17 protein-coding genes are annotated in these 16,905 nt (G+C 40.0%); 6 read left to right on the forward strand and 11 right to left on the reverse strand.

Annotation, left to right across the window (positions count from 1 at the left end):
* Nucleotides 1–13: 13 nt before the first annotated feature.
* The 4 genes from sucC (at nt 14) to BLQ18_RS08650 (ending at nt 2,970) form a co-directional block, all read left to right on the forward strand.
* Complete coding sequence (gene sucC / locus BLQ18_RS08635) at nt 14–1,207, forward strand: ADP-forming succinate--CoA ligase subunit beta (RefSeq protein ID WP_090294381.1); 1,194 nt, start codon at nt 14–16, stop codon at nt 1,205–1,207.
* A 356-nt stretch (nt 1,208–1,563) separates the two neighbouring features.
* Entirely contained in the window at nt 1,564–1,908 is a 345-nt protein-coding gene (locus BLQ18_RS08640; RefSeq protein WP_090294383.1) for a hypothetical protein, read from the forward strand.
* 118 nt (nt 1,909–2,026) lie between these two features.
* Nucleotides 2,027–2,428 (forward strand): hypothetical protein, encoded by a 402-nt coding sequence (locus tag BLQ18_RS08645; protein WP_090297468.1) that lies wholly within the window; start codon nt 2,027–2,029, stop codon nt 2,426–2,428.
* A gap of 116 nt (nt 2,429–2,544) precedes the next feature.
* Entirely contained in the window at nt 2,545–2,970 is a 426-nt protein-coding gene (locus BLQ18_RS08650) for an Hsp20/alpha crystallin family protein (RefSeq protein ID WP_090294386.1), read from the forward strand.
* A gap of 107 nt (nt 2,971–3,077) precedes the next feature.
* Here the strand turns inward: BLQ18_RS08650 and BLQ18_RS08655 are convergent, their stop codons facing one another.
* The 4 genes from BLQ18_RS08655 to BLQ18_RS08670 form a co-directional block, all read right to left on the reverse strand.
* A complete protein-coding gene (locus BLQ18_RS08655; protein WP_090294388.1) occupies nt 3,078–4,616 on the reverse strand; it encodes a M20/M25/M40 family metallo-hydrolase in 1,539 nt (512 codons plus the stop codon).
* Complete coding sequence (gene uvrB / locus BLQ18_RS08660) at nt 4,613–6,598, reverse strand: excinuclease ABC subunit UvrB (RefSeq protein ID WP_090294391.1); 1,986 nt, start codon at nt 6,596–6,598, stop codon at nt 4,613–4,615. Before uvrB ends, BLQ18_RS08655 begins: the two co-directional genes overlap by 4 nt.
* A 68-nt stretch (nt 6,599–6,666) precedes the next feature.
* A complete protein-coding gene (locus tag BLQ18_RS08665) occupies nt 6,667–7,500 on the reverse strand; it encodes an ABC transporter permease (RefSeq protein WP_090294393.1) in 834 nt (277 codons plus the stop codon).
* A gap of 11 nt (nt 7,501–7,511) precedes the next feature.
* Nucleotides 7,512–8,408, reverse strand: coding sequence for an ABC transporter ATP-binding protein (locus BLQ18_RS08670; RefSeq protein ID WP_090294395.1), 897 nt, complete (start codon nt 8,406–8,408; stop codon nt 7,512–7,514).
* Nucleotides 8,409–8,486: 78 nt separating this feature from the next.
* On the opposite strand from BLQ18_RS08670, the gene BLQ18_RS08675 reads away from it, so the two are divergent.
* On the forward strand, nt 8,487–9,563 hold the full coding sequence (locus tag BLQ18_RS08675; protein WP_090294397.1) for a hypothetical protein: 1,077 nt from the start codon (nt 8,487–8,489) through the stop codon (nt 9,561–9,563).
* On the opposite strand, the gene BLQ18_RS08680 is transcribed toward BLQ18_RS08675, so the two are convergent.
* The 6 genes from BLQ18_RS08680 to BLQ18_RS08705 form a co-directional block, all read right to left on the reverse strand.
* Nucleotides 9,560–10,618 (reverse strand): nucleoid-associated protein, encoded by a 1,059-nt coding sequence (locus tag BLQ18_RS08680; protein ID WP_090294398.1) that lies wholly within the window; start codon nt 10,616–10,618, stop codon nt 9,560–9,562. The two genes, BLQ18_RS08675 and BLQ18_RS08680, sit on opposite strands and share 4 nt — an antisense overlap.
* 70 nt (nt 10,619–10,688) lie before the next feature.
* Nucleotides 10,689–11,192 (reverse strand): IS1096 element passenger TnpR family protein, encoded by a 504-nt coding sequence (locus BLQ18_RS08685; RefSeq protein ID WP_090294401.1) that lies wholly within the window; start codon nt 11,190–11,192, stop codon nt 10,689–10,691.
* A 43-nt stretch (nt 11,193–11,235) separates the two neighbouring features.
* Nucleotides 11,236–12,249, reverse strand: coding sequence for a COX15/CtaA family protein (locus BLQ18_RS08690; RefSeq protein ID WP_090294403.1), 1,014 nt, complete (start codon nt 12,247–12,249; stop codon nt 11,236–11,238).
* Complete coding sequence (locus BLQ18_RS08695) at nt 12,246–13,670, reverse strand: CCA tRNA nucleotidyltransferase (RefSeq protein WP_090294406.1); 1,425 nt, start codon at nt 13,668–13,670, stop codon at nt 12,246–12,248. Before BLQ18_RS08695 ends, BLQ18_RS08690 begins: the two co-directional genes overlap by 4 nt.
* Before the next feature lie 7 nt (nt 13,671–13,677).
* Nucleotides 13,678–14,238 (reverse strand): L-threonylcarbamoyladenylate synthase, encoded by a 561-nt coding sequence (locus BLQ18_RS08700; RefSeq protein ID WP_090294408.1) that lies wholly within the window; start codon nt 14,236–14,238, stop codon nt 13,678–13,680.
* Between the two features lie 4 nt (nt 14,239–14,242).
* Nucleotides 14,243–15,058 (reverse strand): zinc-binding alcohol dehydrogenase, encoded by an 816-nt coding sequence (locus tag BLQ18_RS08705; protein ID WP_090294411.1) that lies wholly within the window; start codon nt 15,056–15,058, stop codon nt 14,243–14,245.
* A gap of 66 nt (nt 15,059–15,124) precedes the next feature.
* Between BLQ18_RS08705 and BLQ18_RS08710 the strand changes: the two genes are divergently transcribed.
* Nucleotides 15,125–15,958: a glycosyltransferase family 2 protein gene (locus tag BLQ18_RS08710; RefSeq protein WP_090294414.1), complete on the forward strand. Its 834-nt coding sequence runs from the start codon at nt 15,125–15,127 to the stop codon at nt 15,956–15,958.
* Here the strand turns inward: BLQ18_RS08710 and BLQ18_RS08715 are convergent.
* Complete coding sequence (locus BLQ18_RS08715) at nt 15,940–16,743, reverse strand: glycosyltransferase family 2 protein (RefSeq protein ID WP_090294416.1); 804 nt, start codon at nt 16,741–16,743, stop codon at nt 15,940–15,942. The genes BLQ18_RS08710 and BLQ18_RS08715 overlap by 19 nt on opposite strands.
* Nucleotides 16,744–16,905: the final 162 nt, after the last annotated feature.

Here is a 16,905-nt window from a genome sequence, read left to right on the forward strand (position 1 = left end):
AGTAAATTCACAGATGAATCTTCACGAATATCAAGGAAAAGAGATTCTTGCCAGTTTTGGTGTTAGAATCCAGCGAGGAATTGTTGCACACAATGCCAAGGAAGCGGTTGATGCCGCAAAACAACTTACACAAGAAACCGGTACCGGATGGCACGTAATAAAAGCTCAGGTACACGCAGGTGGTCGTGGTAAGGGCGGCGGTGTAAAACTTGCTAAAAACTTGAAAGAAGTGGAAGAGTTGGCTGGAAGCATCATTGGGATGAACCTTGTGACTCCGCAAACATCTGCCGAAGGTAAAAAAGTACACCAGGTTTTGGTTGCTGAAGATGTATACTATCCAGGTGACAGCGAATCCAGCGAGTTCTACATGTCGGTTTTGTTGAACAGGGGTAGTGGTAAAAACATGATCATGTATTCTACCGAAGGTGGTATGGATATCGAGGAAGTGGCTGAAAAGACTCCTCATTTGATTTTTACCGAGGAAATTGACCCAGCAATGGGACTTTTGCCATTCCAAGCGAGACGAATTGCCTTTAATTTAGGTTTGTCCGGAACCGCATTCAAGGAAATGACAAAATTTGTTAGCTCTTTGTACAAAGCATATGTGGAAAGTGATTCAAGTCTTTTTGAAATCAACCCAGTGTTGAAAACGTCCGATGATAAAATTATGGCTGTTGATGCCAAGGTGACCATTGACGATAATGCCCTTTATAGAAGAAAAGCTTATGCAGAAATGCGTGACTTGCGTGAGGAGAACCCAATTGAGGTTGAAGCTCGTGAGGTAGGCTTGAACTATGTGGATTTGGATGGAAACGTCGGTTGTATGGTAAACGGAGCTGGTTTGGCGATGGCTACCATGGACTTGATCAAGATGGCAGGTGGTGAGCCAGCAAACTTCTTGGATGTTGGAGGTACTGCAGATGCCAAAAGGGTAGAGGAAGCTTTCCGTATTATCCTAAAGGATCCAAACGTAAAAGCAATTTTGATCAATATCTTTGGAGGTATTGTACGTTGTGATCGTGTTGCACAAGGTGTTGTAGATGCCTATAAGAACATGGGAGATTCAATTCAGGTGCCAATTATTGTAAGATTACAAGGAACAAATGCTGAATTGGCGAAAGAAATTATCGATAATTCTGGATTAGCTGTACATTCTGCCGTTCAATTTAAGGAAGCTGCAGATAAAGTTAAAGAAGTTTTGAGCTAGTCTCCGAAACGCATTTTATAAGCTTAAAAGGGCAAGGTTGATTCAACCTTGCCCTTTTTGTTTTTAGGAGGTTAGGGATTCGAAAACACCAGTATTTTAAGGGGTTTACGATGAATTCAATATGTTTTTAAAGGTATGATTTTGGTATTCTCAAGATATTTTGAATAAACTTGAAAAACCCTTAAAATCAATACGTTATTGAAAAGTTAAATAAACTAAACATTTGTTAAATCTCAGAAAAGTGTAACAATTTAATTTTTTAATCGTCTTATTTTTGAAGTGTCATTAAAAAGGGAATCATAATCACCCCTGTTTTTGACAAATCATTAATCATCATTAATCAAAAAACAAAAATCATGAGAAAAATTAAAACTGTTTCTACGGTATTGGCGTTATTCGCCGTAATGAGTGTATTTGCCAACAAAGGCAAAAAGAAAGTAGCCAACGAAAGCAACAACCTTAGTGGTCAGATTTACGAAATGTTGAAAGACAACCAATTTAATTTGGAAACGTCTGGCGACCTAACAGCTGAAGTTAGTTTTATCATTAACGAAAAAGGCGAATTGGTTGTGTTATCTGTGGAAACCAAAGATGAAATTTTGGAAGGCTTCGTGAAGAGTCGTTTGAACTACCAAAAAGTGGGATCTTCCGCTGTAGTTCCTGGAAGAGTTTACGAAGTTCCAGTAAGAATTACCGCCTAATAGACGGAAATTATTTTGAGTTAGTTAGAAAAGGCCCTGATATTCAGGGCCTTTTTGTGTACTAAAACCAAGGTTTTTGAGTTATGTATGTACCGAATATCAACCAAAACCAAGTGATATGGGTACACACAAGGAAAAACTAAGCATATTATCAGAGATGATTGCTTTCGCTAGAGTGGACCATTCCCTTAAACAGTCTGAGTATGAATTTCTGTTGAAGGTGGCCCATAACCTAGGTATAGATCGACCTACTTTTGATGGATTATTAAAAGAAAAATCACCAAAAGTTCGATTAAAGACTCAGGCTGAACGCATTGTTCAATTTCATCGCTTGCTATTGTTGATGAACATAGACCGTGAGCAGCACCGAAAGGAAATCAACACACTATATAATATAGGATTAAAGATGGGACTTCCACCAGTGGCCATTGGGCAGGTTTTGGAAGTGATGCACAACTATCCCAACAATATTATTCCGCCAGATGTGCTTATCAATATCTTCAAGGCACACTACAATTAATGTCAAAATGACATCTATTTACATTGAAAACATGTCTATTTGACATGAATTTTCCATTGGTATAGCTTTTGTCTTTTACTGGGTGATTTAAATGTTTAACTAAAAATTGAATCGCCATGAGTATAGTAAAAAGAAACAACCTGTTTTTCCCATCCTTGATGAACGATTTTGTAACCCCTGACTGGTTTGGTGGAACAGATAAGTGGAATACTTCCCTTCCCGCAGTCAATATAAAGGACAATACAGAGAATTTTGAATTGGAACTTGCCGTTCCAGGGATGAAAAAGGATGATTTTACTGTGGAAATAGACAACGATGTGTTGACCATCTCCAGTGAAGTAAAATCTGAAAATGAAGAAAACAAAGAGAATTATACAAGAAGAGAATTCTCATATACTTCATTTAGAAGAGCCTTTACCTTGCCTGAAACCGTTGACGGAGGAAAAATCGACGCCAAGTACGAAGATGGAGTGTTGAGATTGACTTTGCCTAAAAGACAAGAGGCATTGCCAAAACCAAAAAGATTGATTGAAATCGCCTAAAAACCGAAAGATATTAGAACACCAACTAGAAGGTGTTTCATGATGGTTAGATTAGTTGGTTAGTTTGAGGTGCGCCCCTGCAGATGTGGGGGCGCACTTTTTTTGGTTTACTCCATAGGTTCGGTCAATACAGCTATGCACGACATGATTCCCTCGAAGTAATTGCCAATTCGCAAATTCTCATTGGGGGCATGAATGCTATTGTCTGGATTAGGGATTCGCAAAGCGACCCCAGGAACACCAAGCGTATTGATGAAAGGAGCAATGGGTTGTGAGCCCCCTGTAGTTCTCATGTTAACAAATTGTTCATCAAAAAGTCGCTCCATGGCTCGGTTGAGCATCTTGCCCATGGAAGAATCAAAATCGGTACGGAAAGGCTTGGAACCCAATTTATAGGTGAACGAAGCCAGTTTGGGGAACTTACTTCGTTCCTCATCGGTCGGAATGGAATCCACCAAATGAAACCCTTGGTCAACGATATATTGTTTAAGGGAATCCATTAATTTTCTGCCATCTGATTCTGGAACCAATCGCATATCAATTTCAGCAATGACTTCGGATGGAATAATTGTTCTCACTTCTTTGCCCACCCAAGCCGATTTTAAACCTCGAATGTTCAAAGAGGGATATTGCAAGGCTTCTTGATAGGTGGCCCCAACTTTATCGGGTGCGGCAATACCTAAACTAGAAGTAATGGTGTCCATGTTCTCAGGAACTTGGTTCAATTTTTTCTTCTCGCTTTCGGATAAAGATATGCCATCATAAAACCCTGGAATTTGCACAATGCCCTCCTCATTTTTTAATGAACCCAACAGTCTGGAAGCCATAAAAATGGGGTTTGGGGAAAAGTTTCCGTATTGTCCACTATGCAAAGATCGTTTCGCCCCAAAAATGGTCAAGGTGGCTGAGGCCATCCCTCTTGCACCATAGGTCAAGGTGGGAAGGTTGGATAAGTGACGGGTTCCATCCATAATCAGGATTCCATCAGCGGCCAATAATTCACTGTGCTTTTGAACCACTTCGGGAAGATCGGGTGAACCCAATTCCTCCTGAAAATCCATAATGACCTTGATGTTGTATTCTGGAGTCTTGCCCAATTTTTCCATGATGCGCAGAGCGGAAATAAATGCCATGGATGGACCTTTGGAATCTGAAGCAGATCGCGCAAAAATGCGCCAATCCATATCCAAATCCGTTTTGTCCAAATTCGTGTTTAAGATTTCCCATTGTCCATCATCTGTTTTAGTTTTCAAAACTGGTAAATACGGACTAGGTTGATACCATTCCGTGGAGTCCACAGGTTGCCCATCAATTTGACAGTAGAAGAGTAATGTCTTTGTTTTATTTGGATATTTTTTTTCTGCAAATAGCAAGGGAGCACCTTGCATTTCCAATCGTTGGGTTTGGAACCCGAGTTCAGAAAAAATATGTGTGCATGCCTCAAGATTGGCTTCTATTTGTTCTGGGTAATTCCCGTCGTTCGGAATGGTTAAAAAATCCAATAGACTTTTTACGGAACTCTTGAACTCTTTTTGAGTAGCCTTTTCAATTTGTTTTTTACTGAGTTTCTGGCCTTGGACGCCCAAAGCAATAAAAAGGGTCAGAAAAAAGGTTAGGTAAAGGTTGGTCGGTTGTGTTGGTTTCATGATTCTTGAAGCGACTTGATTTCGTCTCGTAGTTTGGCCGCTTCCATAAAATTAAGATCTTTTGCTGCTTTTTCCATAGCTTTTCTTTTATCACGGATCAATTTTTCTTTTTGGTCTTGCGTCAAATAGGCCAAATCGGGTTCTGCAGCGCGTAATTCTTCTTTTTCAAAATGGTAAGTGGATACGGAATTTTTAGCAAGGACACTGTCCAAACTTTTGTTCAATGCTTTTGGAGTGATGTTGTGCTCCTTGTTGTAGCTCATTTGTTTTTCCCTGCGGTAATTGGTCTCATCGATGGTTTTTTGCATACTATCTGTAATTTTATCCGCATACATAATAGCCTTTCCGTTTAGGTTACGGGCAGCTCGACCTACCGTTTGCGTTAGGGAACGGTTACTTCTCAAAAATCCCTCTTTGTCTGCATCCAAAATGGCAACCAAGGATACTTCGGGCAAATCCAATCCCTCACGTAAAAGGTTTACCCCGATCAATACATCAAACAAACCTTTTCGTAGGTCTTGCATGATTTCTACGCGTTCCAGAGTATCCACATCACTATGAATGTAACGACAACGAACATTGATGCGACTCAGGTACTTGGTGAGTTCTTCTGCCATTCTTTTGGTCAATGTGGTCACTAGGGTTCTCTCATCCAATTCAACGCGTTGTTGAATTTCTTCTACCAAATCATCAATCTGATTTTCACTGGGCCTTACCTCAATAATAGGATCTAACAAACCTGTGGGGCGAATAATTTGCTCCACATATACCCCTTGGCTCAACTCCAATTCGTAATCCGCTGGTGTTGCACTCACATACAACACTTGATTTTGCAGCAATTCAAACTCCTCAAATTTTAAAGGGCGGTTGTCCATCGCGGCAGGCAAACGAAAACCATATTCCACCAAATTTTCCTTTCGGGAGCGGTCGCCACCGTACATGGCATGCACTTGTGGAATGGTCACATGGCTTTCATCAATCACCATTAGAAAATCATCAGGGAAGTAATCCAACAAACAGAAAGGTCTGGTGCCAGGCTCTCGGCCATCCAAGTAGCGGGAATAGTTTTCAATTCCTGAACAATACCCCAATTCGCGAATCATTTCCAAATCAAAATTCGTACGTTCCTCCAAACGTTTGGCCTCCAAGGGTCGTCCTATTTCTTTGAAATAGTCGATTTGTTTTACCAAATCGTCCTGAATATCTCGAATAGCATTTTGTAAGACATCAGGAGAGGTCACGAACATATTCGCTGGGTATATGTTCAAGGAGTCATATACCTCGATGACATTATTGTTAAATGGGTCTAGTGCTTCAATTTCTTCGATTTCATCCCCAAAAAAGTGAATCCGAAAGGCATGGTCTGCATAGCCAGGGAAAACATCCACCACATCACCTTTTACTCGAAAGTTCCCATTTCGAAAATCGGCAGTGGTCCGAGCATAGAGACTTTGCACCAATTGCTTCAAAAATTTGGTGCGGGAAATCACCTGATCGCGATGAATGGTAATCACATTCTTTTGAAATTCCACAGGGTTTCCAATACCATACAAACATGAAACCGATGCAACCACCAGCACATCCCTTCGTCCTGAAAGTAAGGAAGAGGTGGCACTCAAACGCAACTTTTCAATATCCTCGTTGATGGAGAGGTCTTTTTCAATATAAAGTCCGCTTGTGGGAATATAGGCTTCAGGCTGGTAATAATCGTAGTAGGATACAAAATATTCGACCGCGTTGTTTGGAAAAAATTGTTTGAACTCCGAATACAATTGAGCTGCCAAGGTTTTGTTATGCGCCAAAACCAAGGTGGGGCGTTGCACAGATTCCACCACATTGGCCACGGTAAAGGTTTTCCCAGAACCCGTAACACCCAATAAAGTTTGATGCGAGACATCACCCTCAATGCCCTCAACCAATTGTTTAATGGCTTCTGGTTGGTCGCCAGTAGGTTCGAAGTTGGAAACAATCTGAAATTTCATAGCGTAAAAATAGTAAAGGATAGCCTAAGGAACACAGGTCTTTAGGATAACTTTTAGCTATTCGCAACCTACAAATCCCGCTTCTTTAATAAGGCGTAAGACAAATAGATGAAGAGAGCGGTCCAAAAGATGACTATTAGATACTCGTACCAATAGGTGTGGTAGTCAAAGCGAAGATTTTCACCAATCTGGTCGCCGATGGTCTGTACAGCCGACAAACGGCTGAAGGGTTCTTTGATCATATTGGACATGGATTCCAATGGAAATAGGCTCTTCACTTTTTTGGCGGCATCCCAGCTCATCATTTTCCAGCCCATAAGACCGAAAGCCAATTGCTCCAAAATGGTCCAGATGATCAAAAATCCTAAAGCAAAAGCGGAACGCTTCACCAAAATGCCCAAAAAGAGACAGAAAGCAAAGAAAGCTACCAACTTAAAGAAAAAGGCCACCAAAAATCCCAGGTCTGAAAATATGATGGAGATTTCGTTGTAATCGGAATAGGCCAGTCCAAGAATCATGGACACCACGAAAACAAATACGGTAGAAATCGCCGCAAAAGAAACTACGGTCAGCACTTTGGAAAGAATGAATTCTTTCTTGGATAACCCATCAATCAGGTTTTGTTTGATGGTTTTATTGCTGTATTCGTTCGACATCATGGAAACGATCACAATGGCCAAAAACAATTTGAACAAGGCTGTGACAAAGCTGTTAAAGTGCCAGATGTAAGGGAAATTAAAGATTCCTTGGTCGGCCAAATGAAACTGGACAGGTCCAATATCAAATTTAATGGCGGCGACCAATGCGATAGAGGTCAATAGCACAAAATAAGAGATGATGAGCACCTTGCTTGCCCTATTGTTCCACAGTTTTATAAATTCTATTTGAAGTAGACGTAACATTCGTTTTTTGATTAGTTGTTGTTGGTCAGGGTTAAAAATTGTTCTTCAAGGCTTTCTTTTCGTTTTACCAAATGGGATAAAACAATACCTTTTTCAAACAGCATTTTGTTCAAGGTTTCGGCATCCATTTCCTCTTTGAGATAGGCTGTTAACGTACCATTGAAGTTTTCCAGCTTTCCAAAACTGGCATTCTTTTCCAGTAAACTGATAAGTTGCTCCATGTTGTTGGTGCGCAATTCAAAAAAGCCATGACTGGCCAACATGCTATCCACAGGGCCTGAATATAAATTCACCCCTTTGCGAAGAATCACGACATGGGAACACACTTTTTCCACTTCATCCAACAAGTGGGAAGCCAACAAAATGGTGGTGCCTTGCCCAGCAATAGTTTTAATGATCTCTCGGATTTGATGGATTCCCTGCGGGTCCAAACCGTTGGTGGGTTCATCCAAAATAAGGATCTCTGGGTCGTTGAGTAGGGCAGAGGCAATGGCCAAACGCTGTTTCATCCCCAACGAATAAGTTTTAAACTTGCTGTTTCTGCGGTCCCAAAGTCCCACCAATTCCAATTTCTCTTGAATCTTGGTTTCGGGCACTTCTTTAATCTTGCACACCAATTTTAAGTTTTGAATGGCCGTCATGTACGGGTAAAAGTTAGGTCGCTCAATAATGGCACCCACTTTTTTGAGGGCTTGGTGGGTAGAAGTAGTGCCGTCGAACCAACTAAATTCACCAGAAGTTCGGTTCACAACGTTCAAAATAATGCCCAGCGTAGTGGACTTACCACTACCATTAGGTCCCAAAATACCATAAACATTTCCCTTTTCAATGGTAAAGGAAAGGTCGTTTACGGCAGTGAGGTAACCAAATTTTTTAGTGAGATGGTTTACGGTCAATATTGTTTCCAAGAGATGCTATCGTTTTTTGAATGGTTTATACTAACTTGACGATGTTTATCAAGATTTGTTACAAAATAATCAAATACAATGTCCGAAGAAAAATTGATGTCGAAAAAGAAACCAGCTTATCCGATTAGTAAGGAGCTGGATGAATATTTGGATTATTATAACCGAAAAATCGAGATTCCCATTCACTACGAAGACTTGTTACGGTTTTCAGGAAGTGTTGCCGTGTATGATGCCAATGACGAGGATACCCTTTGGGTGCGGGTGTATTATCCCGAATTTGACAGGGATGAAATCGACTTGGCATTAAAAAGGGTCTATTCGATTTTCGTATCGGATGGTAGTGATTCCATTTTGCAATATTTAAATGTTGATTATGTGGACTATTGCACCTTTGGGAACTCAAAACCCTTTCGCATCAAAGTGCGTAACATTTTGAACGATAACTACACCTTACTATATGTGAAAAAAACGGATGCATCCCGTGTGTACGGTTTGGAATTGGAGCATATGCTTTCGCCCTACAATCTCAACTTTGTGATATATGAAAACACCTTGATTGAGGAGCATATTGTTGGGATTCCTGGGGATTTGTTCATAAAAAATAATCTGCCTGAATGTTCTTCTTTTGATAAAGCGCAAATTGCAAAGGAGTTTGTCAAGTTCAACGAGCGTTGTATGATCCGACTTTTGGGCGATATGCGTTCGTACAATTATGTGGTGGTGCCTACCCACGATTTTGATAGTGTGGTATATAAAATCAGGGCCATTGATTTTGATCAACAATGTTATGAGGGCAAACTCAAAGTGTATCGTCCGCAGTTTTTTAAGGAAAACAATGTGATGGTCGATTTAGTGCAAAATAAACTTACCATCAATTCGGTGGAACAGTACATTTTGGAGGAGCGATCTATCATCGCAAAAAGAATCTTGAGCTGGGGCAGAAGATTAAAGTTGTTGCTTGAAATTTGCAGAAAGGACAAAATTTCTACCCCTGAGAACACGGAAATGCTCAAAACTCAGTTGCAGGAACTAACGGGTGACATCAAATTTAGGGATAGCAAGAATATGGGCGAAGTATTGACCTATGCCCTTGACTTTGTAAAGCGAAACTACGAGGATGTAAGTATGAAACAGATTATAGAAAAGAAGTTCTAACTCTTCTGCTCTTTGTTGAAATACACCAAATAATAGTACATCTGACGCTCTTCGTCCCAACCTTTTTCCACAAATTTTTCTGCGGATTCTGGATTGATGAAATCCATTTTAATCTGAATATTGGTGTCCAAGTTGATCACGTTTTTTATTTTCCTACGTGCATCACTCACGGCTTTGTTCGCAATATCAAAATTGGAAACATCCTCAATACTGTATTTGGGTCCTTTTTCAACTTTATAATGTTTAAACTCAGGAATCAAATCAGGGTTTTCCATGACTTCATTTAAAAATGAAGTTTCCTCGAAGTTGTCGTTCTTGGCAAAGTGGTTCACCGCACGGTTCATGAACAACACCTCTTGTTGTTTGTCCTCGGCGGGTAAAACCACATCTTTTGCAAAATTTTGACAGAACTTCAAGTAGTTTTTGGTGTAGAAATTCTCATCGGTCAAGGGAACAAGTCCCAAAAAGTTTTCTACCCAATATTTGGCATCGTAGCGGTTGCTGTCCACCGATAATACTTTGTATCCCTCCTCTTTATCCATATTGAACACCACACAGCCCTTATCCAATTTGTTGATGTTGATTCCTTGGCGAATCAAGATTTCGAGGTTGTTTTCCTGTTCTTGAAACTGGAGAAAATCGTGTTTCAATTCGCTTTTGAAAATACCTACGGCATCGGTCTTTTGGTTGTCGATGACCATTTCCGAAAAATGAACCACATACACTTCGCCACTTTTTATGTGAGGGTGGTTCGATTGCTCGAACAAATGCGTGGTTATCGTCTTTGAAATTTCATGCTGGTCTGCAGGGTTTTCAAAAATCCCAGAAACAGCTTTGAAAATTTCATTGAACTCCACATCTACATCGTTTCCAAATCGGTAGTAGTTCTCTTCTTTTTCACGGAAAGGCTTAAAGAAATATTCTTTCAACAAACCAGCCATTTCATCGTTCAACGAAAAAGGTTCAGAAGATAAAAAAGCGGCTTCGTTTTTACTTTTATTGCCTACGCGATGAAGCGAAATACTTTCAATCTGGGCGTTGTATAGGTTAATCATTTTTGGGCAAAGGGTTTATGGGTGAATGGTAAGGGGTTGTTAGGTAAATGGTTTAGGGTGAAAGATAGGATTAATTCCAGTTTTCATCAAAATCCATATCGTCGTAGCTGTCCAAAAGGTCGTCGTAATCGCCGTCTTCTTCTCTCTCTTCAGCTTCGAACTTTTTCTCTGGCGGGGCATCGGGCAGTTCTCCAAAACTGAACAATACATTTGGATAAATACGTCCATCTTCTTTTTCCACAATATCGGCAAGCTCCACAAAAAAGGTCCACATGCTGAAAAAATCATACACATAGATCAGTTTTGGGTTATTTTCGGTCATTACGTCCTCTAAAAAGGTCTCGTTCATCAACCGAACATCCGAGCCGCTTTCGCTCATGTCAAAAAGAGCGATTTCCTCATCTTGGTTCCATTCCTCGTCACAAGTGTAAAAAGATGCCATTTCACTGCCCTCAAAACCAAAAGCTTGGGTAATGGCGTTATGGAAATCCTCCATAGTGGAGTTGTCTTCAATCTCGATATCCCTAAAGGTATCTTCCTCAGCATCAAGTATTATCCTGATTTTATAAATCATCCAAAAAATTTTAGAGTGGGCACAAAGGTACGATAATTAGCCCTTATTTGGTAAATCTGTGTAGGGTAAACGTCATGGCCGCCAATAGGAAAAATGCACCTATCTGATGCGCAATACCTAACCACAGTGGTACGGCGTAAATCAACGTTAAAACACCCAATAAAAACTGCACAAATACTAAAGTAAATAGCGTTATCAATCCTTTTTCTTGCAAAGGAGTACGCTCCATTTTTCCAGTTTTGAACCAGATAAATGTGATGATTCCGACCACTACGTATGCTAGATATCTGTGCACAAACTGAACGCCACTTTTCCCTTCGTAAAAGTTTTTGATGAAAGGCTGTTGTTCAATATAGACGGTTTCGTGAATCAATTTTCCATCGCTCATCAAAGGCCAGTGGTTGTGAATAAACCCTGCATCCAAACCAGCTACAAAAGCACCCCAAACAATTTGAATCAACAATAGCACCAACCCAAATCGAATTAGATTTCGGATACCTGTATTGATTTCTTTTTTGGTGGGATAGATAAGGTCCAAAGCTACCCAAAGGCTATAGGCAAAAGTTAAAAATGCGGTGGTCAAGTGGGCTGCAAGTCTAAAGTGGGACACATCGGGACGGTCTACCAAACCACTTTTTACCATATACCATCCTAAAAAACCTTGAAATCCACCCATAATGAGCAAAATCACACTTTTTTTAATGGTGGGTTTATCCAATTTCTTGGTGAACAGGAAAAACAAAAAGGGTAGGATGAAAACGATACCAATGAACCTGCCGATAAAGCGGTGCAACCATTCCCAAAAATAGATATCCTTAAAATCCTCTAGATCAAAATGACTGTTGAGCTTTTGGTACTCGGGATATTGTTGGTACAATTCAAAGGCTTCTTGCCATGCCTCTTCGGTCATTGGGGGCAAGGTGCCATGAATTAATTTATAGTCCGAAATGGAAAGTCCCGAATGGGTAAGGCGGGTAATTCCCCCAACCAACACCATTACAAAAATGAGAAAACACCCCGTTAACAACCAATACACTACGTATTTGTTCTTTTTCATTCGGACTTGACTTTTAAATTCAATGCTTTGCCTTTTTCCAACATAAATTGAAGGGCGGCTTCATACTCATTTGGGATTTCCCCCTCTAAAATGGCTTCTTTGATGGCATCTTTGATGATGCCGATTTCTTTGGAGGGTTTTAGGTTGAAAGTTTCCATGATTTCTTCCCCAGAAACTGGCGGCTGAAAATTTCGAACATGGTCACGTTCTTCAACTTCAACTATTTTTTGACGAACAATTTTAAAGTTGTTCTTGTATTTTTTCTGCTTTTTAGGATTCTTGGTGGTGATATCCGCTTCGCAAAGGGTCATTAGGTCTTCCACATTATCTCCTGCATCAAAAACCAATCTGCGCACTGCCGAATCGGTTACATGATCTTCGGAAAGGATAATGGGGCGTGAGCTCATCATCACCATTTTTTGAACGAATTTCATTTTTTCGTTTAAGGGCATACGCAACCTTTTAAAGAGTTTGTACACCATTTTAGAGCCAACAAATTCGTGTGCATGGAAGGTCCAGCCAATCTTTTTATGGAACTTTTTAGTTGGGGCTTTTCCAATATCGTGCAAAAGGGCGGCCCAGCGCAACCAAAGGTTTTCGGTGGTTTCCGAAATGTTATCGACCACCTCCAAGGTGTGCCAGAAATTATCCTTGTGGCGTTGCCCTTCAATTTCCTCGATGCCTTGTAATGCAGTTAGCTCTGGTAGAATAAGTGGGAGCAATCCAGTTTTGTGCAACAAGGAAAATCCAATTGAGGGTTTAGGACTCATCAGAATTTTGTTGAGTTCGTCCACAATCCGCTCTTTGGACACAATTTTAATACGTTCTTGATTTTCTGTGATAGCTTGCAATGACTTCAACTCGATATTGAAATGCAATTGGGTTGCAAACCGAATGGCTCGCATCATGCGCAAGGGGTCATCGGAATAGGTGATGCCTGGTTCCAACGGAGTTCGTATGATTTGCTCGTCCAAATCACCCAATCCATTAAAAGGATCTAACAATTCTCCAAAATTGGATGCATTCAGGGATAATGCCATGGCATTGATTGTGAAATCACGACGGTTTTGGTCGTCTTCCAAACTGCCATCCTCAACAACAGGTTTTCTACTATCGCGGTGGTAACTTTCTTTTCGTGCACCCACAAATTCCAGTTCTAAATCTTTGTGCTTGATCATGGCGGTACCAAAATTCTTAAAGACTGAAATTTCTGGTTTACCCTTAAGTTTGGAGGCTACTTTTTTCGCGAGTTCAATCCCGCTGCCAATGGCAACAATATCAATATCTTTTGGGGTGTTTCTTTTTAAGAAGTAATCACGCACATAACCACCAATCACGTAGGCATCCACGCCCAATTCGTCAGCGGCTTCTCCAATGAGTTTAAAAATGGGATGTTTTATGGCTTCCAAATGAACCTGCATCGTCTGTCTATTCCCGAATTACCTTCACCTGTCCATCATTACTCAATTTAATAATGGAGGAGGGTGAGGGGTTTTGATTTACATCGGGCAAATTTACCACATAGTCCACTCCTTTTAAAATTTCTGGGCTTATATCCTTAAACTGTTTTGGGGTGGGCTCACCAGAAATATTTGCAGAGGTGGAAACAATGGGCTTCCCAAACTTATTGATGAGGTATTGACAGAATTTATCGGAAGCCACGCGGATGGCCAAGGTGTTGTCTTCGGCAACAAGGTTTTCTGCAATTCCTTTGGGTGCATCAAAAACAATGGTGGTAGGTTTGGTGGCCAAATCCATGATGTCATAAGCCACTTCTGGGACTTCCTGCACATGGCGTTCCAGCATGGCTTGATGGGAAACCAAACATATTAGAGCTTTGCTATCCTCCCTTTTTTTTAGTGCATAGACCTTTTTCACAGCTTCGGGATTCGTTGCATCGCAGCCAATGCCCCAAACCGTGTCGGTAGGGTAGAGGATAAGACCTCCCTCTTTAAGTATGGTATTGCTGTGGTTTACTTCTTCTATCAATGTCCTAGAATTTAAAATTAAAATGTTCCGACAATGCCAACCATTGAACTCGGTTTTTGTCCATGCCAATATTTCCTTTTTTTAGAGATACTTTTTGGGATCCCCAAATAGGAATAGGTTCTTTGGTCGGGTTGGATGACATAATCGAGGTCGTTCCTTTCAATAAACTCATGGCCTTGAACCATAAATCGTCCGCTTTAGGAGTCAGTTGTAAAAAGAGTTCTTGATTAAAAACTTGTTCATGTAAGCAATTCGGAGGGTATAGTGTACCACCAGCTCCAATGGGCAGGGTTAGTTTTGGATTTTCGCACTTTTCCGTGTTTGATTTCCATTCTTTATAAGGGAGCAAAGTTCCAGAATCATCATAGGAAATACAACGCACTTGGTTCGCTATGATCTGATTTGGATTGTTTTTTTGTTCAACAATAAGATTGGACAACCAATCCTTTCGATACATCATATCATCATCGCAAGTAATGATGGTTTTATGTGGAAATAGTTTGAGAGGTTCCACCAATTTTCGATGCGAGCTGTAATAATCCGTGTATCTTATTTGAAAAATTTCACCTTCCAAAGCGGATAATTTCTTCGGAATTTTATTTTTTAAGTCCTCATGAAGCCAAAGAAATATATGTTCAGGAAGAACAGATTGATTTAAAATGCTTCGTATGGTAAGGTGAACAATGTCCAGTCTTGATGGGATGGAAGCCAATGAAACAACCACGACAGCCTCTTCTTTGTTTGAAATCAGCTGCTTTAGCGATTGCCCAGAAAGTTTTACTTGGTTATAAAGTGAAACGGGTATTTCCTTGACTTTCATTACAGAACATTAGAATCGCAAAATTAAGCATATGTGATAACATTTAATATTTCTATTTTTGCCAAGATGAATCCGAAAGAAAAAGAACCGCCGAAAATTTCAGTAATAGTAAGTACCTATAATGCCGAAGAGTGGCTGGAAAAGGTGCTGTGGGGATTCAATTGTCAATTATTTAAGGATTTTGAAGTGGTGATTGCCGATGATGGGTCGGGTCCAAAGACCAAGGCGCTTTTGGATGAAATGAAGGAAAAAGTCTTTTATAATATCGTGCATGTTTGGCAGGAGGATGATGGTTTTCAAAAGTCCAGGATTTTAAATAAAGCTGTTGAAGCTTGCAGTGCGGACTACATAATTATGACAGACGGGGATTGTATTCCTCGCGAGGACTTTGTGGAGGTGCATTACATCAATAAAGAGGAAGGTTATTTTATCTCGGGGGGGTATTATATGCTGCCCATGAATATCTCCAAAATGATCACCAAAGAGGATATTGAAAAGCAAAACTGTTTTAATATTCATTGGCTAAGAGAACAGGGAATTCCAAAAACCTTTAAAAACAACAAGCTCACTGCGAGTGGGGTTGTATCTAAATTTTTGAACACGTTTACGCCGACCAATGCTAGTTGGAACGGGCATAATTCTTCTGGTTGGAAAAAGGATATTTTAAATGTGAACGGTTTCGATGAACGGATGCAATATGGTGGTCAGGACCGTGAGTTGGGTGAGCGCCTGTTTAATTTTGGGATTAAATCCAAACAATTACGTTATAGTGCGGTTTGTGTGCATTTAGATCATAAAAGAGGCTATAAAACTCCCGAATCTATTGCTAAAAATCAGGCCATTCGAAAGGAAACAAGGTCACAAAAGGTAGTTTGGACCCACTACGGCATTACTAAATAGTAGGCCAACTCGTTCTTTTTCTCCAATCTTTTTAATTCGCAAAAACGCTCCAAAACTCCTAATGCGTTCAGAAAGCAGATAGTCAAACCTTTTTTGCCATCTAATACTCCCAAACGAATGATGTAATGATTGAAAAATTTCCAAAAGGGTTTTACGGTCATCAAAAGATAATTGAAGTGCTTCTCTTTATAGAAATCTTCTTTAGCCTTTAAGCGACCATAGCACAACATCTTTCCTTTGTAATCCTCGTAATTTTTATAACAGAAATGCAATAGCTTTTCGTTCAAAATTCCAGAAGTGCCATCCACTTCAAGGGTTTCGTGAACAATTTTTTTATCGGTAAACTGAGCTTTACTTTTTCTGAAAAGTCGATGGTTTTTATCGGTTTGCCAACCACTATAATTTAGGGGCTGGTTTTGAAACATGAACTTTCTATAAAACCAATAGGCCTCATGGGCATTTGGATTGTTAATGGTTTCGGTGATTTCTTGCTGAAGATTTTTAGTAACTACCTCGTCAGCATCCAAAAACAGTACCCAATCATTGGAGGCTTGCTTTAGCGTAAATGACTTTTGTGAGGTGAAATTTTCAAAAGGATTTTGAATCACTTTCACCTTGGGATGCTTAAGGAGATATTCATAAGTACCATCGGTACTAAAAGAGTCCACAACAATTATCTCATCGGCAAATGAAATGGATTCAATACACTTTTCAATGTAGCCTATCTCGTTGTAGGTAATAATAAGTGCTGATAATTTTTGCTTTGGGGTGCTCAATTCAGCCATAAATTTTTATGCTATGAGGTTAGTTGCTTCTAATCTAAAACAAAAAAAATGATTAAAAATTGTTTATGCGATTATTTTTCTTACAACAATCAAATATGCAATTTCCCTACTCTTTTTTTGTTAAAAATCAATTCAGGGGGAAGAATTGATTTTTATAAGTAG

Origin of the sequence: Flagellimonas zhangzhouensis, assembly GCF_900102925.1 — a bacterium.
Taxonomy (GTDB): domain Bacteria; phylum Bacteroidota; class Bacteroidia; order Flavobacteriales; family Flavobacteriaceae; genus Flagellimonas; species Flagellimonas zhangzhouensis.

Bases quoted from the DNA above. Each gene is read 5' to 3' on its own strand.
- BLQ18_RS08705 (WP_090294411.1), bottom strand. From the start codon at position 15,058: ATGAAAGTCAAGGAAATACCCGTTTCACTTTATAACCAAGTAAAACTT.
- sucC (WP_090294381.1), top strand. From the start codon at position 14: ATGAATCTTCACGAATATCAAGGAAAAGAGATTCTTGCCAGTTTTGGT.
- BLQ18_RS08665 (WP_090294393.1), bottom strand. From the start codon at position 7,500: ATGTTACGTCTACTTCAAATAGAATTTATAAAACTGTGGAACAATAGG.
- BLQ18_RS08680 (WP_090294398.1), bottom strand. From the start codon at position 10,618: ATGATTAACCTATACAACGCCCAGATTGAAAGTATTTCGCTTCATCGC.
- BLQ18_RS08655 (WP_090294388.1), bottom strand. From the start codon at position 4,616: ATGAAACCAACACAACCGACCAACCTTTACCTAACCTTTTTTCTGACC.
- BLQ18_RS08685 (WP_090294401.1), bottom strand. From the start codon at position 11,192: ATGATTTATAAAATCAGGATAATACTTGATGCTGAGGAAGATACCTTT.
- BLQ18_RS08715 (WP_090294416.1), bottom strand. From the start codon at position 16,743: ATGGCTGAATTGAGCACCCCAAAGCAAAAATTATCAGCACTTATTATT.
- BLQ18_RS08675 (WP_090294397.1), top strand. From the start codon at position 8,487: ATGTCCGAAGAAAAATTGATGTCGAAAAAGAAACCAGCTTATCCGATT.
- BLQ18_RS08710 (WP_090294414.1), top strand. From the start codon at position 15,125: ATGAATCCGAAAGAAAAAGAACCGCCGAAAATTTCAGTAATAGTAAGT.
- BLQ18_RS08640 (WP_090294383.1), top strand. From the start codon at position 1,564: ATGAGAAAAATTAAAACTGTTTCTACGGTATTGGCGTTATTCGCCGTA.
- uvrB (WP_090294391.1), bottom strand. From the start codon at position 6,598: ATGAAATTTCAGATTGTTTCCAACTTCGAACCTACTGGCGACCAACCA.
- BLQ18_RS08690 (WP_090294403.1), bottom strand. From the start codon at position 12,249: ATGAAAAAGAACAAATACGTAGTGTATTGGTTGTTAACGGGGTGTTTT.
- BLQ18_RS08650 (WP_090294386.1), top strand. From the start codon at position 2,545: ATGAGTATAGTAAAAAGAAACAACCTGTTTTTCCCATCCTTGATGAAC.
- BLQ18_RS08695 (WP_090294406.1), bottom strand. From the start codon at position 13,670: ATGCAGGTTCATTTGGAAGCCATAAAACATCCCATTTTTAAACTCATT.
- BLQ18_RS08645 (WP_090297468.1), top strand. From the start codon at position 2,027: ATGGGTACACACAAGGAAAAACTAAGCATATTATCAGAGATGATTGCT.